The organism is Micromonospora inyonensis, assembly GCF_900091415.1.
Taxonomy (GTDB): domain Bacteria; phylum Actinomycetota; class Actinomycetes; order Mycobacteriales; family Micromonosporaceae; genus Micromonospora; species Micromonospora inyonensis.
On sequence record NZ_FMHU01000001.1, the window covers coordinates 2,174,591 to 2,195,669 of the forward strand.

At 71.5% G+C, this 21,079-nt stretch carries 8 protein-coding genes and 1 pseudogene; 5 read left to right on the top strand and 4 right to left on the bottom strand.

The window, feature by feature from the left end:
• Positions 1-14 precede the first annotated feature (14 nt).
• From GA0074694_RS09915 to GA0074694_RS09930, 4 genes are read right to left on the bottom strand one after another with little or no spacing between them, the layout of a single operon-like run.
• On the bottom strand, positions 15-1,301 hold the full coding sequence (locus GA0074694_RS09915) for a TIGR02679 family protein (protein ID WP_091455911.1): 1,287 nt from the start codon (positions 1,299-1,301) through the stop codon (positions 15-17).
• A complete protein-coding gene (locus GA0074694_RS09920) occupies positions 1,298-5,422 on the bottom strand; it encodes a TIGR02680 family protein (RefSeq protein ID WP_091455915.1) in 4,125 nt (1,374 codons plus the stop codon). The genes GA0074694_RS09915 and GA0074694_RS09920 overlap by 4 nt, the downstream gene beginning before the upstream one ends.
• Positions 5,423-5,433: 11 nt before the next feature.
• The gene (locus tag GA0074694_RS09925; protein WP_091455918.1) at positions 5,434-6,834 is read right to left on the bottom strand and encodes a TIGR02678 family protein; all 1,401 of its coding nucleotides are present in this window, start codon (positions 6,832-6,834) and stop codon (positions 5,434-5,436) included.
• Complete coding sequence (locus GA0074694_RS09930; protein ID WP_091455923.1) at positions 6,831-8,399, bottom strand: TIGR02677 family protein; 1,569 nt, start codon at positions 8,397-8,399, stop codon at positions 6,831-6,833. The genes GA0074694_RS09925 and GA0074694_RS09930 overlap by 4 nt, the downstream gene beginning before the upstream one ends.
• Positions 8,400-8,948: 549 nt before the next feature.
• On the opposite strand from GA0074694_RS09930, the gene GA0074694_RS32730 reads away from it, so the two are divergent.
• The 5 genes and pseudogenes from GA0074694_RS32730 to GA0074694_RS09950 all read left to right on the top strand — a co-directional run bounded on the left by GA0074694_RS32730 (position 8,949) and on the right by GA0074694_RS09950 (position 21,020).
• Positions 8,949-9,119: a hypothetical protein gene (locus GA0074694_RS32730; RefSeq protein WP_245714617.1), complete on the top strand. Its 171-nt coding sequence runs from the start codon at positions 8,949-8,951 to the stop codon at positions 9,117-9,119.
• Positions 9,116-9,499, top strand: coding sequence for a transposase family protein (locus GA0074694_RS09935; protein WP_245714618.1), 384 nt, complete (start codon positions 9,116-9,118; stop codon positions 9,497-9,499). Before GA0074694_RS32730 ends, GA0074694_RS09935 begins: the two co-directional genes overlap by 4 nt.
• Before the next feature lie 139 nt (positions 9,500-9,638).
• A complete protein-coding gene (locus GA0074694_RS09940) occupies positions 9,639-10,460 on the top strand; it encodes an HARBI1 family protein (protein ID WP_091455926.1) in 822 nt (273 codons plus the stop codon).
• A gap of 664 nt (positions 10,461-11,124) precedes the next feature.
• Positions 11,125-11,619: pseudogene (locus tag GA0074694_RS09945) on the top strand (transposase); the annotation flags it as partial.
• Between the two features lie 98 nt (positions 11,620-11,717).
• The gene (locus GA0074694_RS09950) at positions 11,718-21,020 is read left to right on the top strand and encodes a hypothetical protein (protein ID WP_141714021.1); all 9,303 of its coding nucleotides are present in this window, start codon (positions 11,718-11,720) and stop codon (positions 21,018-21,020) included.
• Positions 21,021-21,079 lie beyond the last annotated feature (59 nt).

Here is a 21,079-nt window from a genome sequence, read left to right on the forward strand (position 1 = left end):
ACGTGTGCCAGCCGCTATCTGGCTCCGGCCGCGCGTAGGTCGGCGATGAGCCGGTCGAGCAGCCGTTCCTCCATCACCGCTCGGCCGGTGCGCCGCATCGCCTCGCCCAGCGACTCGTCCCACGGCGTTTGGGTGGGCGTACCGAGCAGTGCCGTACCGGTGCCCGCCGCCGGCAGGTAGTCAGCCGCGGCCATCCGCCACGGGACCGCGCCCGGATACCGCTGGAGAGCCGCCGCCGTCAGTCGTACGCCGGCCCAGTCGAAGTCGTTGCGCCACCGGATCCCCGCTCCCCGAGCGGCACGCAGCAGCGTGTGAACGGCGACCGACGGCACCCCTTCGGTGCAGATCAGCGGCGGGGCTTTGGCACCGAGCGCGGTGGTGGCCGCGCGCAGCACGGCGGGGTTCTCGCAGACGTAAACTTCGCCGCAGGTCAGGGCCAGCGGTGCCAGGCGTAGTTGGTGCAGGGTGACTCGCATCGGCAGGCCCGCCTGCGCAGCCTCCGTCAGCCACCGCCCGACCAGCCCGCCGGTGGCCGGTACGTTGAGCACCAGTACCTGGCTGGCGAGATCGTCCGGGACCAGACCGACTGATTCCCACAACGCCCGTTCCCGCTCACCGTCGACCGGGAGCGCCGCCTGCTGCCAGGTGGCGACGGCACGGAGGACGAGCCCCCGCAGCGGCCCGTCGGTGAGGGCCTTCGTGTCCTCCAGCACCCGGTCGGCGAAGACCGGTATCGGCTCGTCGGCCGCGGGCAGCGCGTCCAGGACGCGGATCACGTCCTCGAACGGCAGTCCGGTGCGGACGACGCGGGTCAGGGTGCCGTCGCGGCGCAGGCCGTCGAGCCATTCGGCGTACCATGCGGTGTTGGCATGCCGGCCGTCTTTGGCCACTGCGAGGACGGCGTCGCGGGCCACGGCCTCGCGTTTGAGGTCGGACGGTCGGTTGCGCAGCGGGGCCGTCGTGGTGAGCACCTCGATCAGGCCGACTCCGTGCGCGGCGCGTAGGTGCTCGTCCACCTCGCTGAGTCGGACGCTGAGACGGGCCGCAGCGGCGGAGCGGTGGGTGCCGGTGATGCCGATGATCACGAGGCGTTCGCCGTCGGTGGGGGTGGAAAGCGTCACGGTGGTGTCGAGCCTGCCACCGGTGCGTTCGATGCTGCGCCGGGCGGCCGCCAGCAACCGCCGCCAGCCGGGCTGATCCACGAGATCCGCCGGACCGTCCGGCCGGTGCCGCCCGGTCGGCACGAGCGACGGGTGTGCGGCGGACCGGTCCGACGGCGGTTCGCCGCGACCGTCGGTCATTCGTCTGTGAGGTCGAGCAGGACGCCGCTCCGGTCGGTTTCGTCCGGATCACCGGGGGCGCGGCGGGTCTCCGGGGAACCGAGCGCCCGGGCCAGGGTTCCGTCGAAGTCGGCGATGTTGGTCGAGCCGTCCCAGACCAGCAGCACGGTGGACACGGCGTTTTCCACGGCGGAGTGCGACAGGTCGTAGTGGGCGGCGCCGCTGACCGCCGGGTGGGTGGCCCAGAGGTCGTAGCCGGTCATGAACAGGTCCAGGTCGAACTGTTTCGCCAGCGCCATCAGCTCACCCCGGCCGGTGTCGTCCACGCCGGCGAACGCCTCGTCGAGGCCGAGCAGCCGGGGTGCATCTGGTCGCGCCGAGCCGAACAGGGCGTTGGCGGCGGCGAACAGCGGCAGGTGCAGGGAGACCGACTGTTCGCCGCCAGAGAGCTGGCTGTGCCGGGCCCGGGTCAGCGCCTCTGTCCCGCCGCCGGGCCGGTGCAGGGTGAATGCGAACGTCCGCCACTGCCGGTAGTCGAGGACGTCGCCGAGCAGTTCCCGGTAGGGCCGTTCGGGCGCGCTGGCCCGCGCCGTCTTGATCCGGGCGGCGAAGTGCCGGCGCATGGCGGTGAGCTGGGCCGGCCCGAGCCGGGCCGGGTCGCGTTCGAGGAGCTTGCACACGTCGCGTTGCTCGGCGTCGAGGTCGTCGGCGAGCCGCCAGCCGACGCCGACGGTGAGCCCCGAAGACATGCGCCGGGCGCGCATCTGGCTGTCCATCGCCGCCACCAGGTCGCGGGCCTCGATGGTGCGGTGGTGGATCTGCCGGGCGAGTTGCCCGAGCAGGGCGTCCTCCAGCACCCGCTGCTCGGAGTCGGTCAGTAGTTGCTCCTGGTCGCGACGCTCGCGGGCGATCCGGTCGGCGAAGTGGGCGACGGGGGTGAGGCCCTGCTCGTCGGCGACCCGGACCACGATCACCCCGTCGTCGGTGTCCCACTCGGGCCGGTGGTCGAGGCCGGCGGCGGGAAGTTGCGCCTGCAGGTCGGTCAGCGCGCCGGTGAGCCGGGTGGCGCTCTGCTTCAGCGACGTCTCGGTGGGGCTCAGCTCCCGGGTGGCGGCGAGGATCGCCTCGTGCAGGGCTGCCACCTGCGGATGCAATTCGTCGTCCGGGGTCTGCGCCGGCCAGCGTAGGTCGGTGGGGCAGCGCAACAGGCCCAGCAGGTCCGGCTGGGCGTACGGGCGTAGCCGCTGGGCGTCGTGCTGCGCCTCGGCGACGGCGGCAGTCAGGGCCTGCTCCCCCAGTTCCACCCGGGTCAGCGCGGCGACCCGCTGCTCCCGGGCGGCGCCGAGTGCGGTACGGGCCTGCTCGACGGCCTGCTCCGCTTCGACGATCGCGTCGGCGGTCCGGGCCACGTCAGCCAGCACCTGTTCCGCGTCGGCGCCCACGCTGTCGCGCAACGTCCGGTACGCCTCCGCCTTCTCCTGGTGCCGCGCGCGGGCGGTGCGTGCGGTCTCCGCTGCGGCGGTGAACCGGTCGACGGCCTCGTCGTGGCGCTGCCAGGCCTGGTCCTCCTGCTCGGCGGCGCGCATGGCGGCTGTCCGCGCGCCCTCCAGGCGTACGCCTCGCTTCTCGAAGCGGCTCACCGCTTCGGCGGTGTCATCGAGCCGGTCGACCGGCAGCGACCGCTCCGCCGCGCTCCGGCGCAGCGCGGCCGCAGCGGCGGCCCGCTCGGCCAGGGCCTGGTCGAGGCGGGCGGCGGCGGCCGCACTGGCCTCCTGAAGGGCGCGCAGCGTTGCGGCCGCCCGGTCCAGCTCACGCAGCGCCGTGTGGACCGGCGCGGGGGCCGGCAGTTGCGCAGCGGCCGCGTCCACCGCCGCCAGCAGCGCCTCGCCGGACGTCCGCTCGCGGTCCACCGCGCCGAGGTCGGCATCGATGACGACCAGCAGCCGCTCGCACTCGGTGACCCGGGCGGCGCGTCGGGTGGCCCGGGCGGTCGCGCCGATGTACTCGCAGGCGGTCTTGGCGAACCGGCCGGCTGCGATGCCCTGGGCGTACCGGCCGTCCACGCCGATGACCGGCGCGGCGTTGGGTGTGGTCACGTCGGCCAGCGCCACCGAGGTGAGCACCTCGATGATCCGCGCGGCGGGCACGTCGTCCTGTTCCTCGGGGGCCAGCACGTCGGCGAGGGTGGCCCCGGTGGGCCGCCGGTGCGGCGGCAGTGGCAGCAGGTAGCCGTCGAGGTCGTCGCCGGCCAGCGCGGTCGTCGCCGTCCCGGGGTCGGGGTGCAGCCAGGCGTCCAGTAGCCCGGCCGCGTGCAGCGCCGCCTCGACGGCCGCCGCGTCCGCGCCGGTCACCCCGTCGGCGAAACGGACCAGCCGCCACAGCGGCGCGCCTGGCCGGCCGGCACGTGGCGCCGGCCGGGTCACCGGAACGGGTGGCGCGTCGTCGTGCTCGGCGGCGATCCGGTCCCGTTCGGCGGCCACCTCGGCCCGCCCGTCGGCCAGCGCCGCGCGCTGCGCCGCCAGCGCCGCGAGCCGGTCCCGCCGCTGTGCCACCGCGGCGGCCGTCGCCTCGGCGTACACCTCGCGCAGGGTCCGCGCGCCCGGCTCGCCAGTGGTGCCCACGGCGGCGCTCAGCCCGGCGGCCAGGTCCGGGCGCGCGATGTCAGCCAGCAGCCCGGCGTTGCCCTGCTCCCACTGCTTCAGCTGGGCGCGCAGCCGGGCGCGGGCCTGCGCGACGGCCTCCTCGGCGCGCCGCTCGGCCTGCTCGGCGTCGGCGGCGGCGGCCGTGGCGCCGGCGGCGTCGGCGGCGGCCCGGGCGTGGTCCCGGTCGGCCTGGTCGTGCCGCGCCACCTGTGCGCGGACGGCGCGCACGTCGTCGCGGCGGCCGGCGGCCCGCGCGGTGATCCGGGCCGCCAGGTCGTCCGGGGCGGCGTCGTCGGCGCTCCAGGTGATCCCGGCTGCCTCGGCGTCGAGCAGGAGATCGTCGGCGAGCCGGTCGGCCGCCGTCCGCGTGTCCCGAGCCGCGACCGTCGCCCGTTCTGATTCGGTACGCCGCCGCGCCACCGCGCTCTCCTCGGCGACGACGGCCTCGTCGGCCCGCCCGGCAGCCTCGGCCAGGTCCCGCACGTGCCGTTGCAGGTCGGCGAGCTGCTCGTGGGACTGGTACGCCGCCGAGGCCTTCAGGCTGTCCAGGTGGGCGCGGAGCCGTCCGGGCTCGCCCTCGACAGCCCGTAGCCGCTGACCCGCCGCGGACTCCGCCTCCGCCGCCGCGTCGGCCGCGTGACGGGCGTCATCGAGTGCGGTCGACCGGCTGGCGACCGCGTCGCGGCGGGCGGCCAGGGCGTCGGCGGCGGCCCGCGCGTGGGTCCGCAGGTAGGTCGAGTACACCGTCAGGAACGCGACCGTGGCACCGTCCGCCGCCACCAGCCCTTCGAGGGTACGGGCGACCGCCTCCATGTCGTCGAACGAGCGGGCGGCCTCCACCAGCAGGTGGTCCTCGACCGGACGCAGCCCCCGTTGCAGCGTGCGGGACAGCTCGACCGGGTTCAGGTCTTTGGCCAGCTGCGGCTTACGCAGGGTCAGCACCAGATCCAGCAGTTGCTCGTAGCGGGCCGGGCCGAGGCCGAACAGCCGGGCGTCGACGAGCTGGCGGTAGTCCTCTGCGGAGTCCCGCACCGCGTCGGCGCCCAAGCGGTCGATCAGGTCGCGGCGGGTCAGCGGCCGGTCGTCGGCGTCCAGCAGGGAGAAGTCCACCCCCACCCGGCCGTCGACGACGAAGTGCCAGCGGGTGACCCGGTCGACGTGCCGGTGCGCCCGCAACCCGATGCCGACGGTCACGTACTGCTCGCCATCGCCGAACTCCATCCACACGTACGCGTGGGTGACCTCCTGCCCCCGGTAGAGCAGGTTCGACTTCATCGTCCGGTCCTCGCTGGCGAACGGGTTGAGCCGGCGCGGTTCGATCCGCCCGTCGAGAACGAACGGGAACAGCACCTCCAGCGCCTTGGTCTTGCCAGATCCGTTGGGCCCGCGCAGCACCAGCCACCCGTCGACGAAGCTGAACTCCTCGTCCCGGTAGTCCCACAGGTTGATGATCCCGGCCCGGGTGGGGGCGAACCGGCAGACGGCGCGTTGCTCGATCACGAAGGGCTTCCTCAGAACAGGGTTTCGGTGGTGGCGCGGGGCTTGACCTTGGCAACGGTGTGGCGGTACCGCCCCACCAGCGGCCGGACGAGCACCCCGCCCGGCGCGGCGGTGACCGCGCCGAAGCGTTCCAGCAGCGCGACCGCCTCGAATCGCAGCCGGTCCGGGTCGGTGTGCCACTGGGCCCCGAACGCGGTCCCGTACCGCTGGAGGATTTCCCCGACGGCGGTACGCAGGAAGCTGTCGGTGATGAACGGCAACCGGCCGGCACCGTCGGCCTCGTCGTGGTCACCCCGGTCCTCGGCGGTCCACGGCTCGTCCGGACCGGCGTCGCCGAGGCGTACCAGGGTGGCCGTCGGCAGGCCGGCGTCGATGTGACTCGCCAACGCCTGCTGCCGGGCGTGCCCGTCGGGCGGGGGCAGCCGCTTGACCCGGCGGCCGTCGGGATCCGCCACCCGGTCGGCCATCTCCACCGCCAGTAGCACCGCGGCCTGCGCCACCGAGCCGGTGCCCGGGAATCGCTCCGCGGTGAACCCGGCGGTGTCCACCAGCAGCACGCCCTCGGCCCGCCGTTCCACCCGCAGCCCGGTCAGCCGGGCCAGATCGGTGGCGAGTGCAGAGCCGCGCAGATGGTTGGCGACCGCCGGTTCGACGTCGGCGTGGTAGACGACCGGTGACTCCACCACCGCTCGCCGGGCCGCCTGGGCCGCCTGGGCCGCCTGCCGGCGCTCGGCGTTGCCGCTGCTGCTCACCGCCCTGTCCAGCAGCGCCGACACCGAGTCGATGTGCTGCAGCACCCGGGCCGGCCGGAACAGCGCGAACACCACGTCCCGCGCCACGTCGTACAGCGCCTCCCCGGCCCCCGGGTCACTGGCCCAGGCGGCGCTGGAGCCGTCGGCCAGCCGGAGCACGCCCCGCTCCTCCAGCCAGCCGACCGCGTCCACGAACGCGCGCCGGTCCGGGCCATGGTCGGGATCCAACCCCAGGCCGGTGATGCGGTTCGCGGCGTCGGCCACCGAGTCGGCCAACTCGCTGAGGGTGATCTGGATCCCGGCGCGGCCCAGCACCGCCAGGCACAACGACAGGTACGCGTAGCGCTGCCGGTCGAACGGCCGCCCGGTGCGCGACACCGCCGGCTGGGTGCCGTCGAGCCGGTCCTGCGCCCGCACCAGCCGGGCCGTGGAACCGTGCAGCTCCAGTCGGTAGCCGAACGCCTCGGCGAGATCCCGGCGCAGGGTGGGGGAGAACCGCCGTACCCGGGGCAGTGCCCGCTCGTCGGGCCAGGTCGCCGTGATCAGCGGGTGACGCAGGACCAACCGGACCGCCCGCTGGTAGTCCGCCAACTCCAATTCCGGGACGTCGACGGCGAACCGGTGCGCCGCCGACCGCGGCGCCCCCGCCTCCGCGGTCACGCCGGCACCAACTCGGGACGGCGGACCGCGGTGTGCTGCGCGGCGGTGGCCGTCAACGCGTACCCGTCCAGATGCAGCCGGCCCTCGGCGGTGCGCACCGTGGTGAACCGGCCCGGCGTCGGGGTGAGGGTCAGCCGGACGCCGTGCGCGGCGGCCGCCAGCGGCACCCCGGCTCTGCCACCCACCCGGGCGGCGAGTGCGATGTCGAGCAGGCGCAGCAGGACCTGGGTCTGCGACCGGTCCAACTGGTGATCGTCCACGCCCACGTCGGCCAGCGCCGTCGCCGCGTCGGCCAACCGGCGCTCCCGGGCGAGCTGATCGCCGCGCAACCTGTGCCGGCGCTCGTCGACCCGGTCCAGCCGGGCCGGTCGACCCCGGCCCTGCCCCGGTGACCGGCCGGTGGTCACCAGGGTTCGGGACAGCTCCACCGCCGGTGCCTCCCACCACGACAGCCGGCTGGCGATCGCCTCCGGATCCGGGTGCGCCACGCCGACGTGGCGGGGAGCACCGAGGCCGAAGACGGCGTCGAACAGGGCGTGCGCGGCCTCCTGGGTGCCGGTTCGGGTGAACCACGCGGCCAGGTGCCGCAACTGCGACTCCCGGCTCACCCCACCGCGACGCGCCTCGGTGACTCGGCGCAGCAGGGCCAGGACGTCACCGATCGCGGCGATGGTCGCGTCCGACAACCGGTCCGCCTCGCTGGGCTGCTCCGGGCCCGGCGGCGCCAACCAGGACCGCAACCCAGCCCAGCGCCGCCGCCAGTCCTCCAGCCGCTGCACGGGGGTGTGGAACAGCCGCTCGTCGGCCTCGGCGGCGGCCTCGATCAGTCGGTCCAGGCCGGTCGCCTCGACCTCGTGCACGGCCGCGCGCAGCCGGGGAGTGTACCGCTGCAACTCGTCGTGGAAGTCCCGCAGATGAGCCAGCAGCGCGTCCTTGTGCGCGAGGAACACCTCCGGCCGCACGTCGTTGGTCCGCCCCAGGTCACCCAGCATGTGGTAGAAGCGGGCCGCCCGCTCGGCGATGTCGGCCAACGCCCGGTCCAGCCGGTTGAATTTGCGGTAGACCTCCTCGGCGTCCCCAGCCTCATTTGCCGCGGCGAGCGCGTTGAGGTCCGCCAACAGGTCGGCGAAGACCAGCCGGGACAACGTCGAGTCGTCCATGCTCGCCGACAACACCGCCTCCACCGCCCGGTGAGCCCGGTACCCGGCCTCGGTGAACTGGTACACCGAGTGCCGGTTGCGATACTCCGCCAGCGTCGTGGCCCGCGAACCGTCCTGTCCACGGTCGAGCACCCCCCACTCCACCAGGGCGTCGAGCAGCCGCGGCAGCTCCAGCCGTGCCGGATCCGGGCAGTCGGCGTCCGCCTCGTGCAACGTCGCCAGCGCCGCGGCCACGTCGGAGGTGTGCAGCACCACGTGGTAGCTGGACCGTGCCGAGTCGAACGCCCGTAGCAGCCACAGGTAGGCGAACCGGTTCTCCGCCGTCACGTAACCGAACAGCCGCATCCGGTCGTCCAGCGCGAAGTCGTCCAGCCCGAACGTCGGTCGAGATGGCTGCGCCGTCATCATCTACCTCCCACGGGACGCGGACAGCCACCCACCCTACCCGGGAGAGCCACCACGGCAGCCGGGCGCGCAGGGATCGGCGGCAGCCTGTCCTGTGGTCGTGGTCGCAGCCCGGACGGGAAGCGGATCTACGGCAAGCCGACCAGCGGCTGCCAACCCCGAGGAGTGGCAGGGGTAGTCCTCGTCGAAGGGTGACCGCGGCCCTCGGGACGTGAGCCGTCACTCGCTGGCCGCGCGTCTTCGTCGGCTCGGACCTGGCGGGCGTTGGCCACCGGATCGCGTTCGAGGGTGTGGATCAGTGCCGGGCCGCCGACACAGGTCCAGGTGTCGTCCCAGAGCCCGTAGACCAGTGAGGATGCGAGGATGGCTCGGCTGGCAACTTCGTTAGCTGTTCTTTACCTCGGAGCAGTGAGCTGATCTCAGCGACGCGAAAGTGTTGATTGGTGCGACACGGATGAAGACACTCAGGCCGGACGGTGCTGGAAGTGGACGTGAGGCCCTCGGTAGGTAGTTCTCACCACAAGATCACCCACACGGTGAGGACCCCACGTGATCGCATATCGTGCCATGGTCGACGTCCCGAGGGAACTCGTGCGGTACCTCGGCCGGCTGCTTGCCGCGGAACGCCGAGCCAAGGGGACACGGCGCGGCACCCGCGCGTTGACCTGCTTCTACCAGGCGCTGCTGGTGCTGGTCTGTTCCGCAAGGCCGAGGACGTGACCCTGCTCGGCGCCGGGTTCGGCATCTCCCGAGCGACCGCGTACCGCTACCGCGACGAGGGCATCGCCGTGCTCGCCGCGCAGGCGCAGGATCTGCACGCCGCGCTGCGTCGAGTCGCCGACGACGGCTGGTCCCACGTGATCCTCGACGGCAAGCTGTTCGACTGCGACCGGCTCACCGAGACCACCCTGTCCGTGAAGGGCGAGACCATCGACGCCTGGTACTCCGGAAAGCACCGAGACTTCGGCGCGAACATCCAAGCGATCATCCGCCCGGACGGGCTGCCGATCTGGACATCGGCGGCGATGCCCGGGCACCTGCACGACACCAGCTGCGCCCGCGAACTCGGGGTGACCGCCACACTGAGCCTTTCCGCGTAACGGTGTGAGTGCGGCGCGTAGCGGCGTTGGTGGGCGGTGCGGACACGCCCGGACCCGTTGTGGTGCAAGGGAAAGACGCAGAGCCCCGGTATGAAGTGGTCCTTCCACAGATCAACTTCAGTAGGGGCCCTGCGTCGCCATGAGTGTCACATACACCGCCGAGCTGTCCGTGCGCGAGGAGACCGTGTTGTTCCTGTCCGGGCTTCTGCATGGGCAACGGCAGCGGCTCGGGACCCGTTCCGGGACGCGGTCGCTGAGCTGCCTTAAGCAGGCGATCCTGGTGATCCGCTGGTTCCTCGACGGCACTCGGGTCAAGCAGTTGGCCATCGACAACCAGGTCAGCTCGTCGACCGGCTACGCCTACCTGCACGAGGGCATCCGGGTCCTCGCCGCGCACGCGCCGGGCCTGGAATCGGTGCTGTTGGCGGCGAAGATGGCCGGCTACGCCCACGTGAACATCGACGGGACCCTGATCGAGACCGACCGGTGCCGCACACCGGGGCCGACGCCGGGAGTGGACCTCTGGTGGTCCGGCAAACACGACAACCACGGCGGTAACGTGCAGGTCATCACCGCCCCGGACGGGTGGCCGCTGTGGACCTCACCAGTGCGTCCCGGCCGGGAACATGACACGACCGCCCTGCGCGAACACGGCATCCTGCCCCTGCTGACCGCCTGGACCAACGACCAGCGGCGGGTTCTCGGCGACCTTGGCTACGAAGGCGAAGCCGACACGATCACGACCGCGTTCAAGAAGCCGCGCAACGGCACCTGCACCGACGTGCAGCAGCAGTTCAACAAGGCCCACAACGGTGTCCGCGCCATCGGCGAACGCGGAAACTCCCTGCTCAAGACCACCTTCAAAGCGCTGCGCAACGTCAGCCTGTGCCCGTGGAACATCGGCAGGATCACCGCGGCGGCCCTCGTGCTCCTGCACGTCGAGCACAACCGCACAACCTGATCACCCAACGCCACGACCCGTTACGCGGAAAGGCTCACTGGGCGCTGCGATACACGACCTGACCACCTGAACGGCACGAGCCGGATAAGCCGAGAGGCTTACGTCCGGATCTGTGGGGGACGGCGGGTGAAATCCCCGCCGTCTACCCGGCATTACAGAGGCTTCGTCACTACTACAGGCCGGTCCGCCAGCGAGCCCCGCACCGGTACTCAATCCCTCACGGTTTCCGCCGTTGCGGGACGCCTCCTTTCCCTGCCCCATGGCAGAACTATCGGGACTCGCTTTCCCACGTTCCACGCGAAAGCAGCAGACCAGGCTCGCGTCGCCTCCATGCCGGGCACCATCTGGCCAGTAGACGGGTTTCCGCCAGACTTGTCCTGGAGCCATATCTACACCCCCAGTTTCGATGCCATCTCATAGGTTTTCGACACGTCCTCAGCGATTCGCTTACGCTCGCCTTCCTGGTCCCCACCTGACGCCTCTCACGACGCCTTTTCCACATCGCTCACCACGACCGTCTTCAGCCAACGCAGCATGTGGCGGTTTGAAGCCTCCCCCGCAGGGCGACTCCGAAGGGCCATACCTTCATCAATCGCGCAGCACCGCAGCCGAAAAGGCACCTACCTCAACATACGCACCTCTCCTCCTGCGTTCGTGGCACACTGACATCACCTACCTGCCGGTCGGTGAGCGCGGCTTCCTCTACCTGGCCACCGTCCTCGACCTGCATTCCCGGCGCCTCGCGGGCTGGGCGATCGCCGACCACATGCGCACCGACCTGGTCATCGACGCCTTCCACGCCGCCGGGCGCACCCGAGGCAGCCTCGACGGGGCGATCATGCACACCGAATCACGGAGCCCAGTACACGTCTCGGGCCTCGCCGCCGCCTGCGACGCGGCCGGGGTCCGGCAGTCGATGAGCGCGGTCGGTAGCTCCGCCGACAACGCCGCCGCGGAGTCGTTCAACGCCACCTTCAAGCGGGAGACCCTCCAGGGCCGCCGCGCCTTCACCAACGAACGCGAAGCATGGCTGACCGCGTTCCGCTGGCTGCACCGTTACAACACCATCCGCCGCCACTCCCGGCTCGGACAGCAACCACCGATCACCTACGAGAAGAACACCCGCCCAACGCCAGCTACGCTGGTCACGGCCGCATAAACCCCGTGTCCAGGATCAGGGGCCAAGCCCCGTGGTCTGGGCCGCTGGGTGATTCGCATTGGGTGCCTCTGATCGGGGTGGGGAGGGGGCGTTACGCGATGGGTGAGGCCGCCGTTCCTTCCGTTGGGCTCAGTGAGTCGTCGAAGCGGGCGTTGGAGGCGTTCACCGGGATGCGGTTGCACCGGTCGAATCTGCCGGTGTTGGCGTATGACCTGAACGCGTTGGAGACGCTGGCGGATCGGGTGCGGGCCCTGTTGGTTCCGGAGCTGGCCCAGGTGATCAAGGCGGTTCGGGCGGCGGGGGAGGGTGAGGTCTTCGACCGGTTCGTGGCGCAGACGGCTCCGTTCGTGGAGTTGTTGGACGGGGTCGCCGACGTGAAGGTCGGTGTGGCTCAGGCGATGCGGGGCTTTCTGAACCAGATGGAGCTGACGGATCGTCAGGCGCTGGTCATGTTCATTTTCATGATGACGGAGTTGGCGGTCGCGTTCGCGATGGCGTTCTTCCTGCCGGTGGAGGCGGCGGCGCACATCGTGAAGGTTCGGACGATCATTCAGACGATTCTGCGGTCGTCGATGGTGCGGGCGGCGGCGAGTAGCACGGCGATTCAGATGTTGTTCATGCCGGGGTCGTCGTTGTTGGCGCAGATCAGCATGTTGGCTGATGGTCTGGTGCCGGGGGTCGACTGGGGGCAGGTCGGTAAGCAGGCGTTGTACGGGTTGGCGGTGGCGGGTGTGACCACGGCGGCCGGGCCGGCGTTGGCCCGGTTCGCCGGTGCCGTGGGTGGTGGTTTGTCGCACCTCGGGGTCTCGGGTTCCACGCGTGACCTGTTGACCAGCCTGTCGATGGTGCCGGTGTCGGAGGTCGGCATGGAGGTGGTCGGCGGTATCGGTGCCAGCTACATCGTCGACGGGCATTACGACACGGGCAGTCTCGGGCCGGACGCGCTCTCCGGGGCGTTGTCGGGGTCGGGTGAGATGGCCGCGACCGGGGCCGGGATGGGTGCGCGTCGTGGCGCGGTGGGTCTGGGGTTCAACCCGACGCGGCCCCGGTGGCGGATGCCGGCTGGCACCGGCTTCACCGCGGACGGTAGGCCCGTCGCGCCGGTGCCGCCGCCCCCGCCGGTCACTGCGGACCCGTCCGCTTATCAGCCGGAGGTCGGTGATCCGGCGGGTGCGGGCTCCGGGGGGCAGGCCCCGGTGCCTGTCCCGCCGGTGCCGGCCCCGGCGCTGTCGGCACCGGCGCTGTTGCCGCCGGTACCGGCGTGGTCGGCACCGACCCTGTCCGTGCCGTCGTGGTCGACGCCGGACCTGCCGGTGCCGTCGTGGTCCGTGCCGAACTTCTCGGTGCCGACGGTGCCGCCGGTGCCGCCGGTGCCGGTGGTGCCCGTGCCGGAGTGGGTCGCGGTCGCCGGCGCGCCGGTGGTGGAGCAGTGGCAGCGGTTCCAGCGGGAACTGGTGGACCGTTACGGTGGGTTGCTTGCCGGGACGGGGCAGGCGCGGCAGTTGCTGGCCGCGCTTCCCGTGCCGGTCGAGCAGGTCTTCACCGAGTGGGCCGACGCTCGGCAGAACGACCCGGCCGTTCCCGCTTTCCTGTTCCGGATCGGCCTGCCCGCCACCGCGCTCACCGAGCGGTACCTGTTCGGGGTCCGGGACCAGGCCGTCGCCCGTGTCACCGAGACTCTCGCGGGGGCGGTCACCACCGGCGGGCAGATCCCGGCGGGGGTGCGGCCGGAGCTGGTCGTCGCCGCGCTGCCGGTGGAGTTCGACCGGCAGGCGTTGCGCGCGGCTGTGCATCTGGCCGCCCAGCACCACATCGACCAGTACCTCACCACCGGCACACCGACGCCCGCCACCCTGCCCGGCGCAGTGGTCCCGCCAGAGGCCGCTCACCCGCCGGGAGGGGCTGGCGTGCCGGGCGGTGCTGGGGTGCCGGGGGCCCGTGGGGTGCCGGGCGGTGCTGGGGTGCCGGGGGCCGCCGGGGCGGCGGCGGTGCCGTCGGACGCCGTGCGCGCCGCGGTCGCGCGTGACGTGCGGGCCCACGTGGACCGGAGCCTCGACGCGATCCTCGGCACCACCCCACCACTCACCGCACCGCTCACCGCACCACTCACCGCACCGCTCACCGCACCGCTCACCGTGCCGTCGGCTGCGGTGGCCGGTCCGGGCGTCGCGCAGGTCAACGCCGTGGCGGACGTGGTCCGGCAGGTGGTCACCGACCTGCCCGCCCGCTTCACGGCCGCGACCGGACCGGACACCACCGGACCGGACACCACTGGACCGGAGGCCACCCCAGCCGGCACGGACACCCCGGCAAATCGGCGCACCGATGTGCCGACGGTGCCGGTGACCCCGGAGCAGCACACCGCAGCAGCGACCAGCCTGGCGGAAAAACAGTTCGCTGACCTGGCCGACCAGTACGGCGTTGAGCCGGCCAACCACGACGCCCTCGCCGGGTCCTTCCGACAGGACTGGGTCGACGGATACCACCAGGTACTCGCCCAGGCCACCGCCACCCCCGGCGCGGCAGGCACGTCCGGAGTGCCGGCCACGCCCAGCGTGCCGGCCACGCCCAGCACGCCGGGTGCGCCCAGCACGCCGGGTGCGCCGGGCGTGCCGGATGCGGCCGGGGGCCGCAGTCCGGTGCCGGGTGGCGCGGTCTCCCGCACCGACGGCACGCCGATCCACGACAACGCCAGCGATCGGATGTCGGTCGGTGACATGTCCGTCTCCAGTGACGACGTGTTCAGCCGCGACAGCAGTTTCCACGACACCCTGGCGGTCGGTGACCTCTCCTCGCGGGACGAGCCGATCAGCCGCGACCCCGTCAAGGGCGAAGTCAGCGACACGGATTCGTTCAGTGGCGTGTCCTTGTGGGACGAACCGATCGGTGGTGAGCCTGGCGGACGCGGTGAGCCGGCCGTAACGGCGACTGGGCTGGCCGTGGGGATGGTCGAGTCCGGGCGGCGGGGCGGTGACTGGGCTATCGCGGAGCAGGTGCGTCCCGGCGGCGGTGACGGGTGGTGGTGTGTGGCGGCGACGTTCGATGTGTTCCGGGCCGAGTACGGGCGGCTGGGTAACCGGGTGGTGTTCGACGACCGGGTCATGGGAGCGGATGGGCGGCTCGCGCCGACTATGGGTTGGTCGCAGCTGATGGAGATCCTCGATGCGGTACCGGAGCGTGTCGCTCAGCCGGGCGGGGTTACGGGAGAGGATGTGCTGGCGGGGTTGCGGGCGGTGCCGGGGTCGATGGTCGTGGTCAGGGTCGCGCCACCGAACGAACCGCAGCATGTGTTCGCTCTTTCCAGCCAGCCGCGGGGTTCCGGGCCGGCGAGGATCCGGGTGCGGGATCCTCTGGTGCCCGGGGCGGTGGACCGGCCCGAGCCGGAGGATCCGGTACGTGATCCGTGGCTGCGGCATCTGTTCGTATCCGGTACCCGGGTGGCGGTGTTCGATGGGGACGGGCGGCCCACCACGATCAGCGGTCTCCTCGGCCGGACCGGCGGGCACCGGCGGCCGGTCACCGCGGCCGGTACCGATGTCGGTGGGTTCCTGCTCGCCTCGACCAGCACGCCACGCGGCCCGTCGCACGCGATGCGGGCTGACACCACCGTTGCCGGCCCGGTCGACTCCCCGAGGTCCGGTCCGGTGGGCGAGGACGGCTCGTCTGGTCCTGGTCTGGCGTTTGGTGTCCAGGCGTTCCCGGATGTCGTCCCCTCGGATCTGGAGGGGATGGATCTGGGCACACCACAGCTCGACGGCGGGTGGGAGCCGGCGCGGGACACCGGACAGGCCGAGTTCCCGCTGACGGGAGTGCCCGGGCTGGATGGTCCGTGGGCGCTCTCAGCAGTGGAGGACACCGCGACCGTGGCGGTCCCGCACCAGCGGGACGCGGGAGACCACGACCGGTCTCAACGCGACCCGGAACTCCTCGACCCGGCACTGCTCGACCCGGAACTCTTTGACCCGGCGCTTCTTGACCCGGCGGTCGTGGAGGATCCGGGGATGCCGGACCTGGGCCCGGATCTGGACCCGGACCCGGACCCGGATCTGGATCTGGATCTGGGTCGATTGGGTGTGCCGACGCTTGATGAGGATGGTGCGTGGGTGTCGTCGGTGGTGGGGGACCCGGCGCCGGTGGGGGTTGCGCGGGAGGGGGTTCTGGCTGGTGTGGGTGGGGTTGCCCCGCTACCGGAGCCGCCGGATCATGTGGTTCATTGGCGGCCCGGTGAGGATGGGCCCGCGACCCTCCGCGCATACCTGGAGACGGTGGAACTCCCCGACGGGGTGTCCCTGGACCCCGACAAAAAGGGGAGGTTGGGGCCGGGAATGGCCGCTTGGGTGAAAGCCTGGGCACAGGGACTGCGGGGTGAGACCACCCCCGACGGCCACCCCTACACCCAGGGCGCGGTAGTCACACTGTCCGGCGACCTGACCAACCAGGCATCGGTCGGGAAATATTGGCGGGAGGTGGCGCCGCCGCTGCCCCCACCGCCGGATCACGTGGTTCATTGGCGGCCCGGTGAGGATGGGCCCGCGACCCTCCGCGCATACCTGGAGACGCTGAAACTCCCCGACGGGGTGTCCCTGGACCCCGACAAAATGGGGAGGTTGGGGCCGGGGATGGCCGCTTGGGTGAAAGCCTGGGCACAGGGACTGCGGGGTAAGACCACCCCCGACGGCCACCCCTACACCCAGGACGCGGTAGCCGCACTGTCCGGCAACCTGATCACCCAGGTATCGGTCGGGAAATATTGGCGGGAGGTGGCGCCGCCGCTGCCCCCGCCGCCGGATCACGTGGCCACTTGGCGGCCGGGTGAGGATGGGCCCGTGACCCTCCGCGCATACCTGGAGACGGTGGAACTCCCCGACGGGGTGTCCCTGGACCCCGACAAAAAGGGGAAGCTGGGGCCGGGGATGGCCGCATGGGTGAAAGCCTGGGTGCGGGGACTACAGGATGAGCCCACCCCCGACGGCCACCCCTACACCCATGACGCGGTAGCCGCACTGTCCGGCGACCTGATCAACCAGGCATCGGTCGGGAAATATTGGCGGGAGGCGGCGCCGCCGCTGCCCCCACCGCCGGATCACGTGGCCACTTGGCGGCCCGGTGGGGATGGGCCCGTGACCCTCCGCGCATACCTGGAGGCGGTGGAACTCCCCGACGGGGTGTCCCTGGACCCCGGCAAAAAGGGGAGGTTGGGGCCGGGGATGGCCGCTTGGGTGAAAGCCTGGGCACAGGGACTGCGGGGTGACACCGCCCCCGACGGCCACCCCTACACCCAGAACGCGGTAGCCGCACTGTCCGGCAACCTGATCAACCAGCAAACGGTCGGGAGATATTGGCGGGAGGCGGCGCCGCCGCTGCCCCCACCGCCGGATCACGTGGTTCAGTGGCGGCCCGGTGGGGATGGGCCCGTGACCCTCCGCGCATACCTGGAGGCGGTGGAACTCCCCGACGGGATGTCCCTGGACCCCGGCAAAAAGGGGAGGTTGGGGCTGGGGATGGCCGCTTGGGTGAAAGCCTGGGCACAGGGACTGCGGGGTGAGACCGCCCCCGACGGCCACCCCTACACCCAGGATGAGGTAGCCGCACTGTCCGGCGACCTGATCAACCAGCAAACGGTCGGGACATATTGGCGGGAGGTGGCGCCGCCGCTGCCCCCACCGCCGGATCACGTGGTTCATTGGCGGCCCGGTGGGGATGGGCCCTCGACCCTCCGCGCATACCTGGAGACGGTGGAACTCCCCGACGGGGTGTCCCTGGACACCGACAAACAGGGGAGGCTGGGGTCGGGGATGGCCGCTTGGGTGAAAGCCTGGGCACAGGGACTGCGGGGTGAGACCACCCCCGACGGCCACCCCTACACCCAGGACGCGGTAGCCGCACTGTCCGGCAACCTGATCAACCAGAGCACGGTCTGGAAATACTGGCGGGAGGTGGCGCCGCCGCTGCCCCCACCGCCGGATCACGTGGCCACTTGGCGGCCCGGCGAGGATGGGCATGACCCGTCTCAACGCGACCCGGAACTCCTCGACCCGGAACTCCTCGACCCGGAACTCCTCGACCCGGAACTCCTCGACCCGGAATTCCTTGACCCGGCGCTTCTTGACCCGGCGCTTCTTGACCCGGCATTGGTGGAGGATCCGGGGTTGCCGGACCTGGGCCCGGGCGTGGGTCTAGGCCCGGCAGGGGTGGATCTGTCGGTATCGCCGCCGGGCTGGGGGTGGACGCCACCGGACGGCACCGATCAGGTCGGTTCTCTGTACCTGCTGTCGGAGGTGCCCGGGCTGGATGGTCCGTGGGCCGCGATGCGGGCTGACACCACCGTTGCCGACCCGGTCGACTCCCCGAGGTCCGGTCCGGTGGGCGAGGACGGCTCGTCTGGTCCTGGTCTGGCGTTTGGTGTTCAGGCGTTCCCGGATGTCGTCCCCTCGGATCTGGAGGGGATGGATCTGGGCATACCACAGCTCGACGGCGGGTGGGGGCCGGCGCGGGACACCGGACAGGCCGAGTTCCCGCTGACGGGAGTGCCCGGGCTGGATGGTCCGTGGGCGCTCTCAGCAGTGGAGGACACCGCGACCGTGGCGGTCCCGTACCAGCGGGACGCGGGAGACCACGACCCGTCTCAACGCGACCCGGCGCTTCTTGACCCGGCGCTTCTTGACCCGGCATTCGTGGAGGATCCGGGGATGCCGGACCTGGACCCGGGCGTGGGTCTGGGTCCGGCAGGCGTGGATCTGTCGGCATCGCCGCCGGGCTGGGGGTGGACGCCACCGGACGGCACCGATCAGGTCGGTTCGTCTGGTCCTGGTCTGGCGTTTGGTGTTCAGGCGTTCCCGGATGTCGTCCCCTCGGATCTGGAGGGGATGGATCTGGTCATACCACAGCTCGACGACGGGTGGGGGCCGGCGCGGGACACCGGACAGGTCGAGTCCCCGCTGTCGGGGGCGCCAGGGGTGGATGGTGCGTGGGTGTCGTCGGTGGTGGGGGGCCCGGCGCCGGTGGGGGTTGCGCGGGAGGGGGTTGCGGCTGGTGTGGGTGGGGTTGCCCAGCCTGGGTGGGAGTTTCCGGTGCCGGCTGATGGGTTTTGTGTGTTGTCGGCGTTGGTGGTGGCTGATCCGGTGTGGGTGCGGGACGTGTTGGCGGGGGCGGGGGTGTTGCCGGCGGATCTGTATGCGTGGCTGTCTGATCCTGGTGGGGTGCGTGTCGGTGTGGGGCGGTTGGGTGGTGTGGTGCCGGTCGGGTCTGAGTTGGGCCGGGTGGATGGGTTGTTGCAGGGGCTTGTCCTGTCGTATCTGGGTGCTCGGGTCGGGGGGTTGCCGGCGGATGTGGTGATGCGGCGGGTGTTTCTGCCGCAGGGGGAGCCGTGGCGGCAGGTGCGGGGGCTCAGTGATGGGCAGGTGGTGGCGCGGTTGGTGGAACGTCTGGGTGGTCAGGGGGTGTTGGGGGGTGGTGTGGTGACTGAGGCTGGGTTTCTGGATGTGGGGCGGGTCGGGCAGCGGTATGAGGAGGCGCGTGCGGAGTTGGTCGGGTTGGGGTGGGATCCGGGTCCGGTGACGGAGGTGCCGCAGGAGCAGTTGGATTTTGTCAATGAGCGTGGTCGGGGTTTTCAGGTGGCGTTGTTGGCGCCGGAGCGGGCGCGTGACTATCTGGTGCATGTGTTGCTTACGTCTGATGGGCCGTTGGAGGCGGACGAGTTCGCCGAGGTCGTGGAGACGGTGGCTGATTGGGGTCGTCGGTGGGGTGGGCCGGGTGGGGAGTTCCTGCTGCCGTTGTTGGCTCATGCCACGGGTAGTCGGATCACGGTGTTGCAGCGCACCGGGTGGGGGGTGAGCCCGGTGGCGGTGTTCGGGCCGTTGGACGGCCGGGGGGTCAGCTTGTATTACGTCGCTGGCGACCCGGCGAATCCCGCCCTCTACAACCATTACAACGCCGCTGTTTCCGCTGCTGTCCTGTTGCCGTCCGGGCCGGCCGGGTTGTCGTGGTCGGACGAGTGGGACCGGTTGTTCACGCGGTTCGCCGGTGTGCTGGGGCTGGGGTCCGCAGCGGGTGAGCGGACATTGGCGTCGGGGGCTGAGGATGTGCGTCATCGTCTGCGAGTGGAGTTCGACCACGTCGTGGGCAGAACCGGCTTCGTGGAGGAGAACGGTTTGTCCACGGCGGATGTGGCGATGCTGCGGCAGGCCCTGGACACGCGTGGGACGTCCGTTCCTCACCTTGAGGGGGTGCTGCTACGTCTGATGTCGGAGGTGTATGAAGTCACCATCGCGGTGACCTCGGCCGGGTCGGGATTCCACGGTGACCATGGTGTCGGATCCGGGTATCCCAGGACGGTTGCCCTGGACCTCTCGGACACTCAGGTCATGCCCCCCGGCCCGGCAGCTTTGCAGACGCCGGCGGCGTCCATGCCGGCCCCTGCGGCCCGACCGGTGACCCCGCAGTCCTCACTACCCCCACCCCCACCCACATCCACATCCACAACCGCGGTACCGCTACCGGCGCCACCGGATCACGTGGTTCATTGGCGGCCCGGTGAGGATGGGCCCGCGACCCTCCGCGCATACCTGGAGACGGTGGAACTCCCCGACGGGGTGTCCCTGGACCCCGACAAAAAGGGGAGGTTGGGGCCGGGGGTGGCCGCTTGGGTGAAAGCCTGGGTGCGGGGACTGCGGGGTGAGACCACCCCCGACGGCCACCCCTACACCCAGGACGCGGTAGTCACACTGTCCGGCAACCTGATCACCCGGCAAACGGTGGGGAATTATTGGCGGGAGGCGGCGCCGCTGCCAGAACCGCCGGATCATGTGGTCCATTGGCGGCCGGGTGAGGATGGGCCTGCGACCCTCCGCGCATACCTGGAGACGGTGAAACTCCCGGACCGGGTGTCCCTGGACCCCGACAAACAGGGGAAGCTGGGGCCGGGGATGGCCGCATGGGTGAAAGCCTGGGTGCGGGGACTACAGGATGAGACCACCCCCGACGGCCACCCCTACACCCAGGACGCGGTAGCCGCACTGTCCGGCAACCTGATCAACCAGGCATCGGTCGGGAAATATTGGCGGGAGGCGGCGCCGCCGCTGCCCCCACCGCCGGATCACGTGGTTCATTGGCGGCCCGGCGAGGATGGACCCGCGACCCTCCGCGCATACCTGGAGACGGTGGAACTCCCCGACGGGGTGTCCCTGGACCCCGGCAAAAAGGGGAGGTTGGGGCCGGGGATGGCCGCTTGGGTGAAAGCCTGGGCACAGGGACTGCGGGGTGAGGCCAGCCCCGACGGCGACCCCTACACCCAGGATGAGGTAGTCACACTGTCCGGCAACCTGACCAACCAGCAAACGGTCGGGAGATATTGGCGGGAGGCGCCGCCGCTGCCCCCGCCGCCGGATCACGTGGTTCATTGAGTCATTCCGCGTAACGAAGGGTTGCGCTGGGTAACCGACCGTCGGCCGGGGCGGTGACA

Coding starts and splice junctions, on each gene's coding strand:
- GA0074694_RS09915 (WP_091455911.1), bottom strand. CDS start 1,301: ATGACCGACGGTCGCGGCGAACCGCCGTCGGACCGGTCCGCCGCACAC.
- GA0074694_RS09930 (WP_091455923.1), bottom strand. CDS start 8,399: ATGACGGCGCAGCCATCTCGACCGACGTTCGGGCTGGACGACTTCGCG.
- GA0074694_RS09940 (WP_091455926.1), top strand. CDS start 9,639: ATGAGTGTCACATACACCGCCGAGCTGTCCGTGCGCGAGGAGACCGTG.
- GA0074694_RS09950 (WP_141714021.1), top strand. CDS start 11,718: ATGGGTGAGGCCGCCGTTCCTTCCGTTGGGCTCAGTGAGTCGTCGAAG.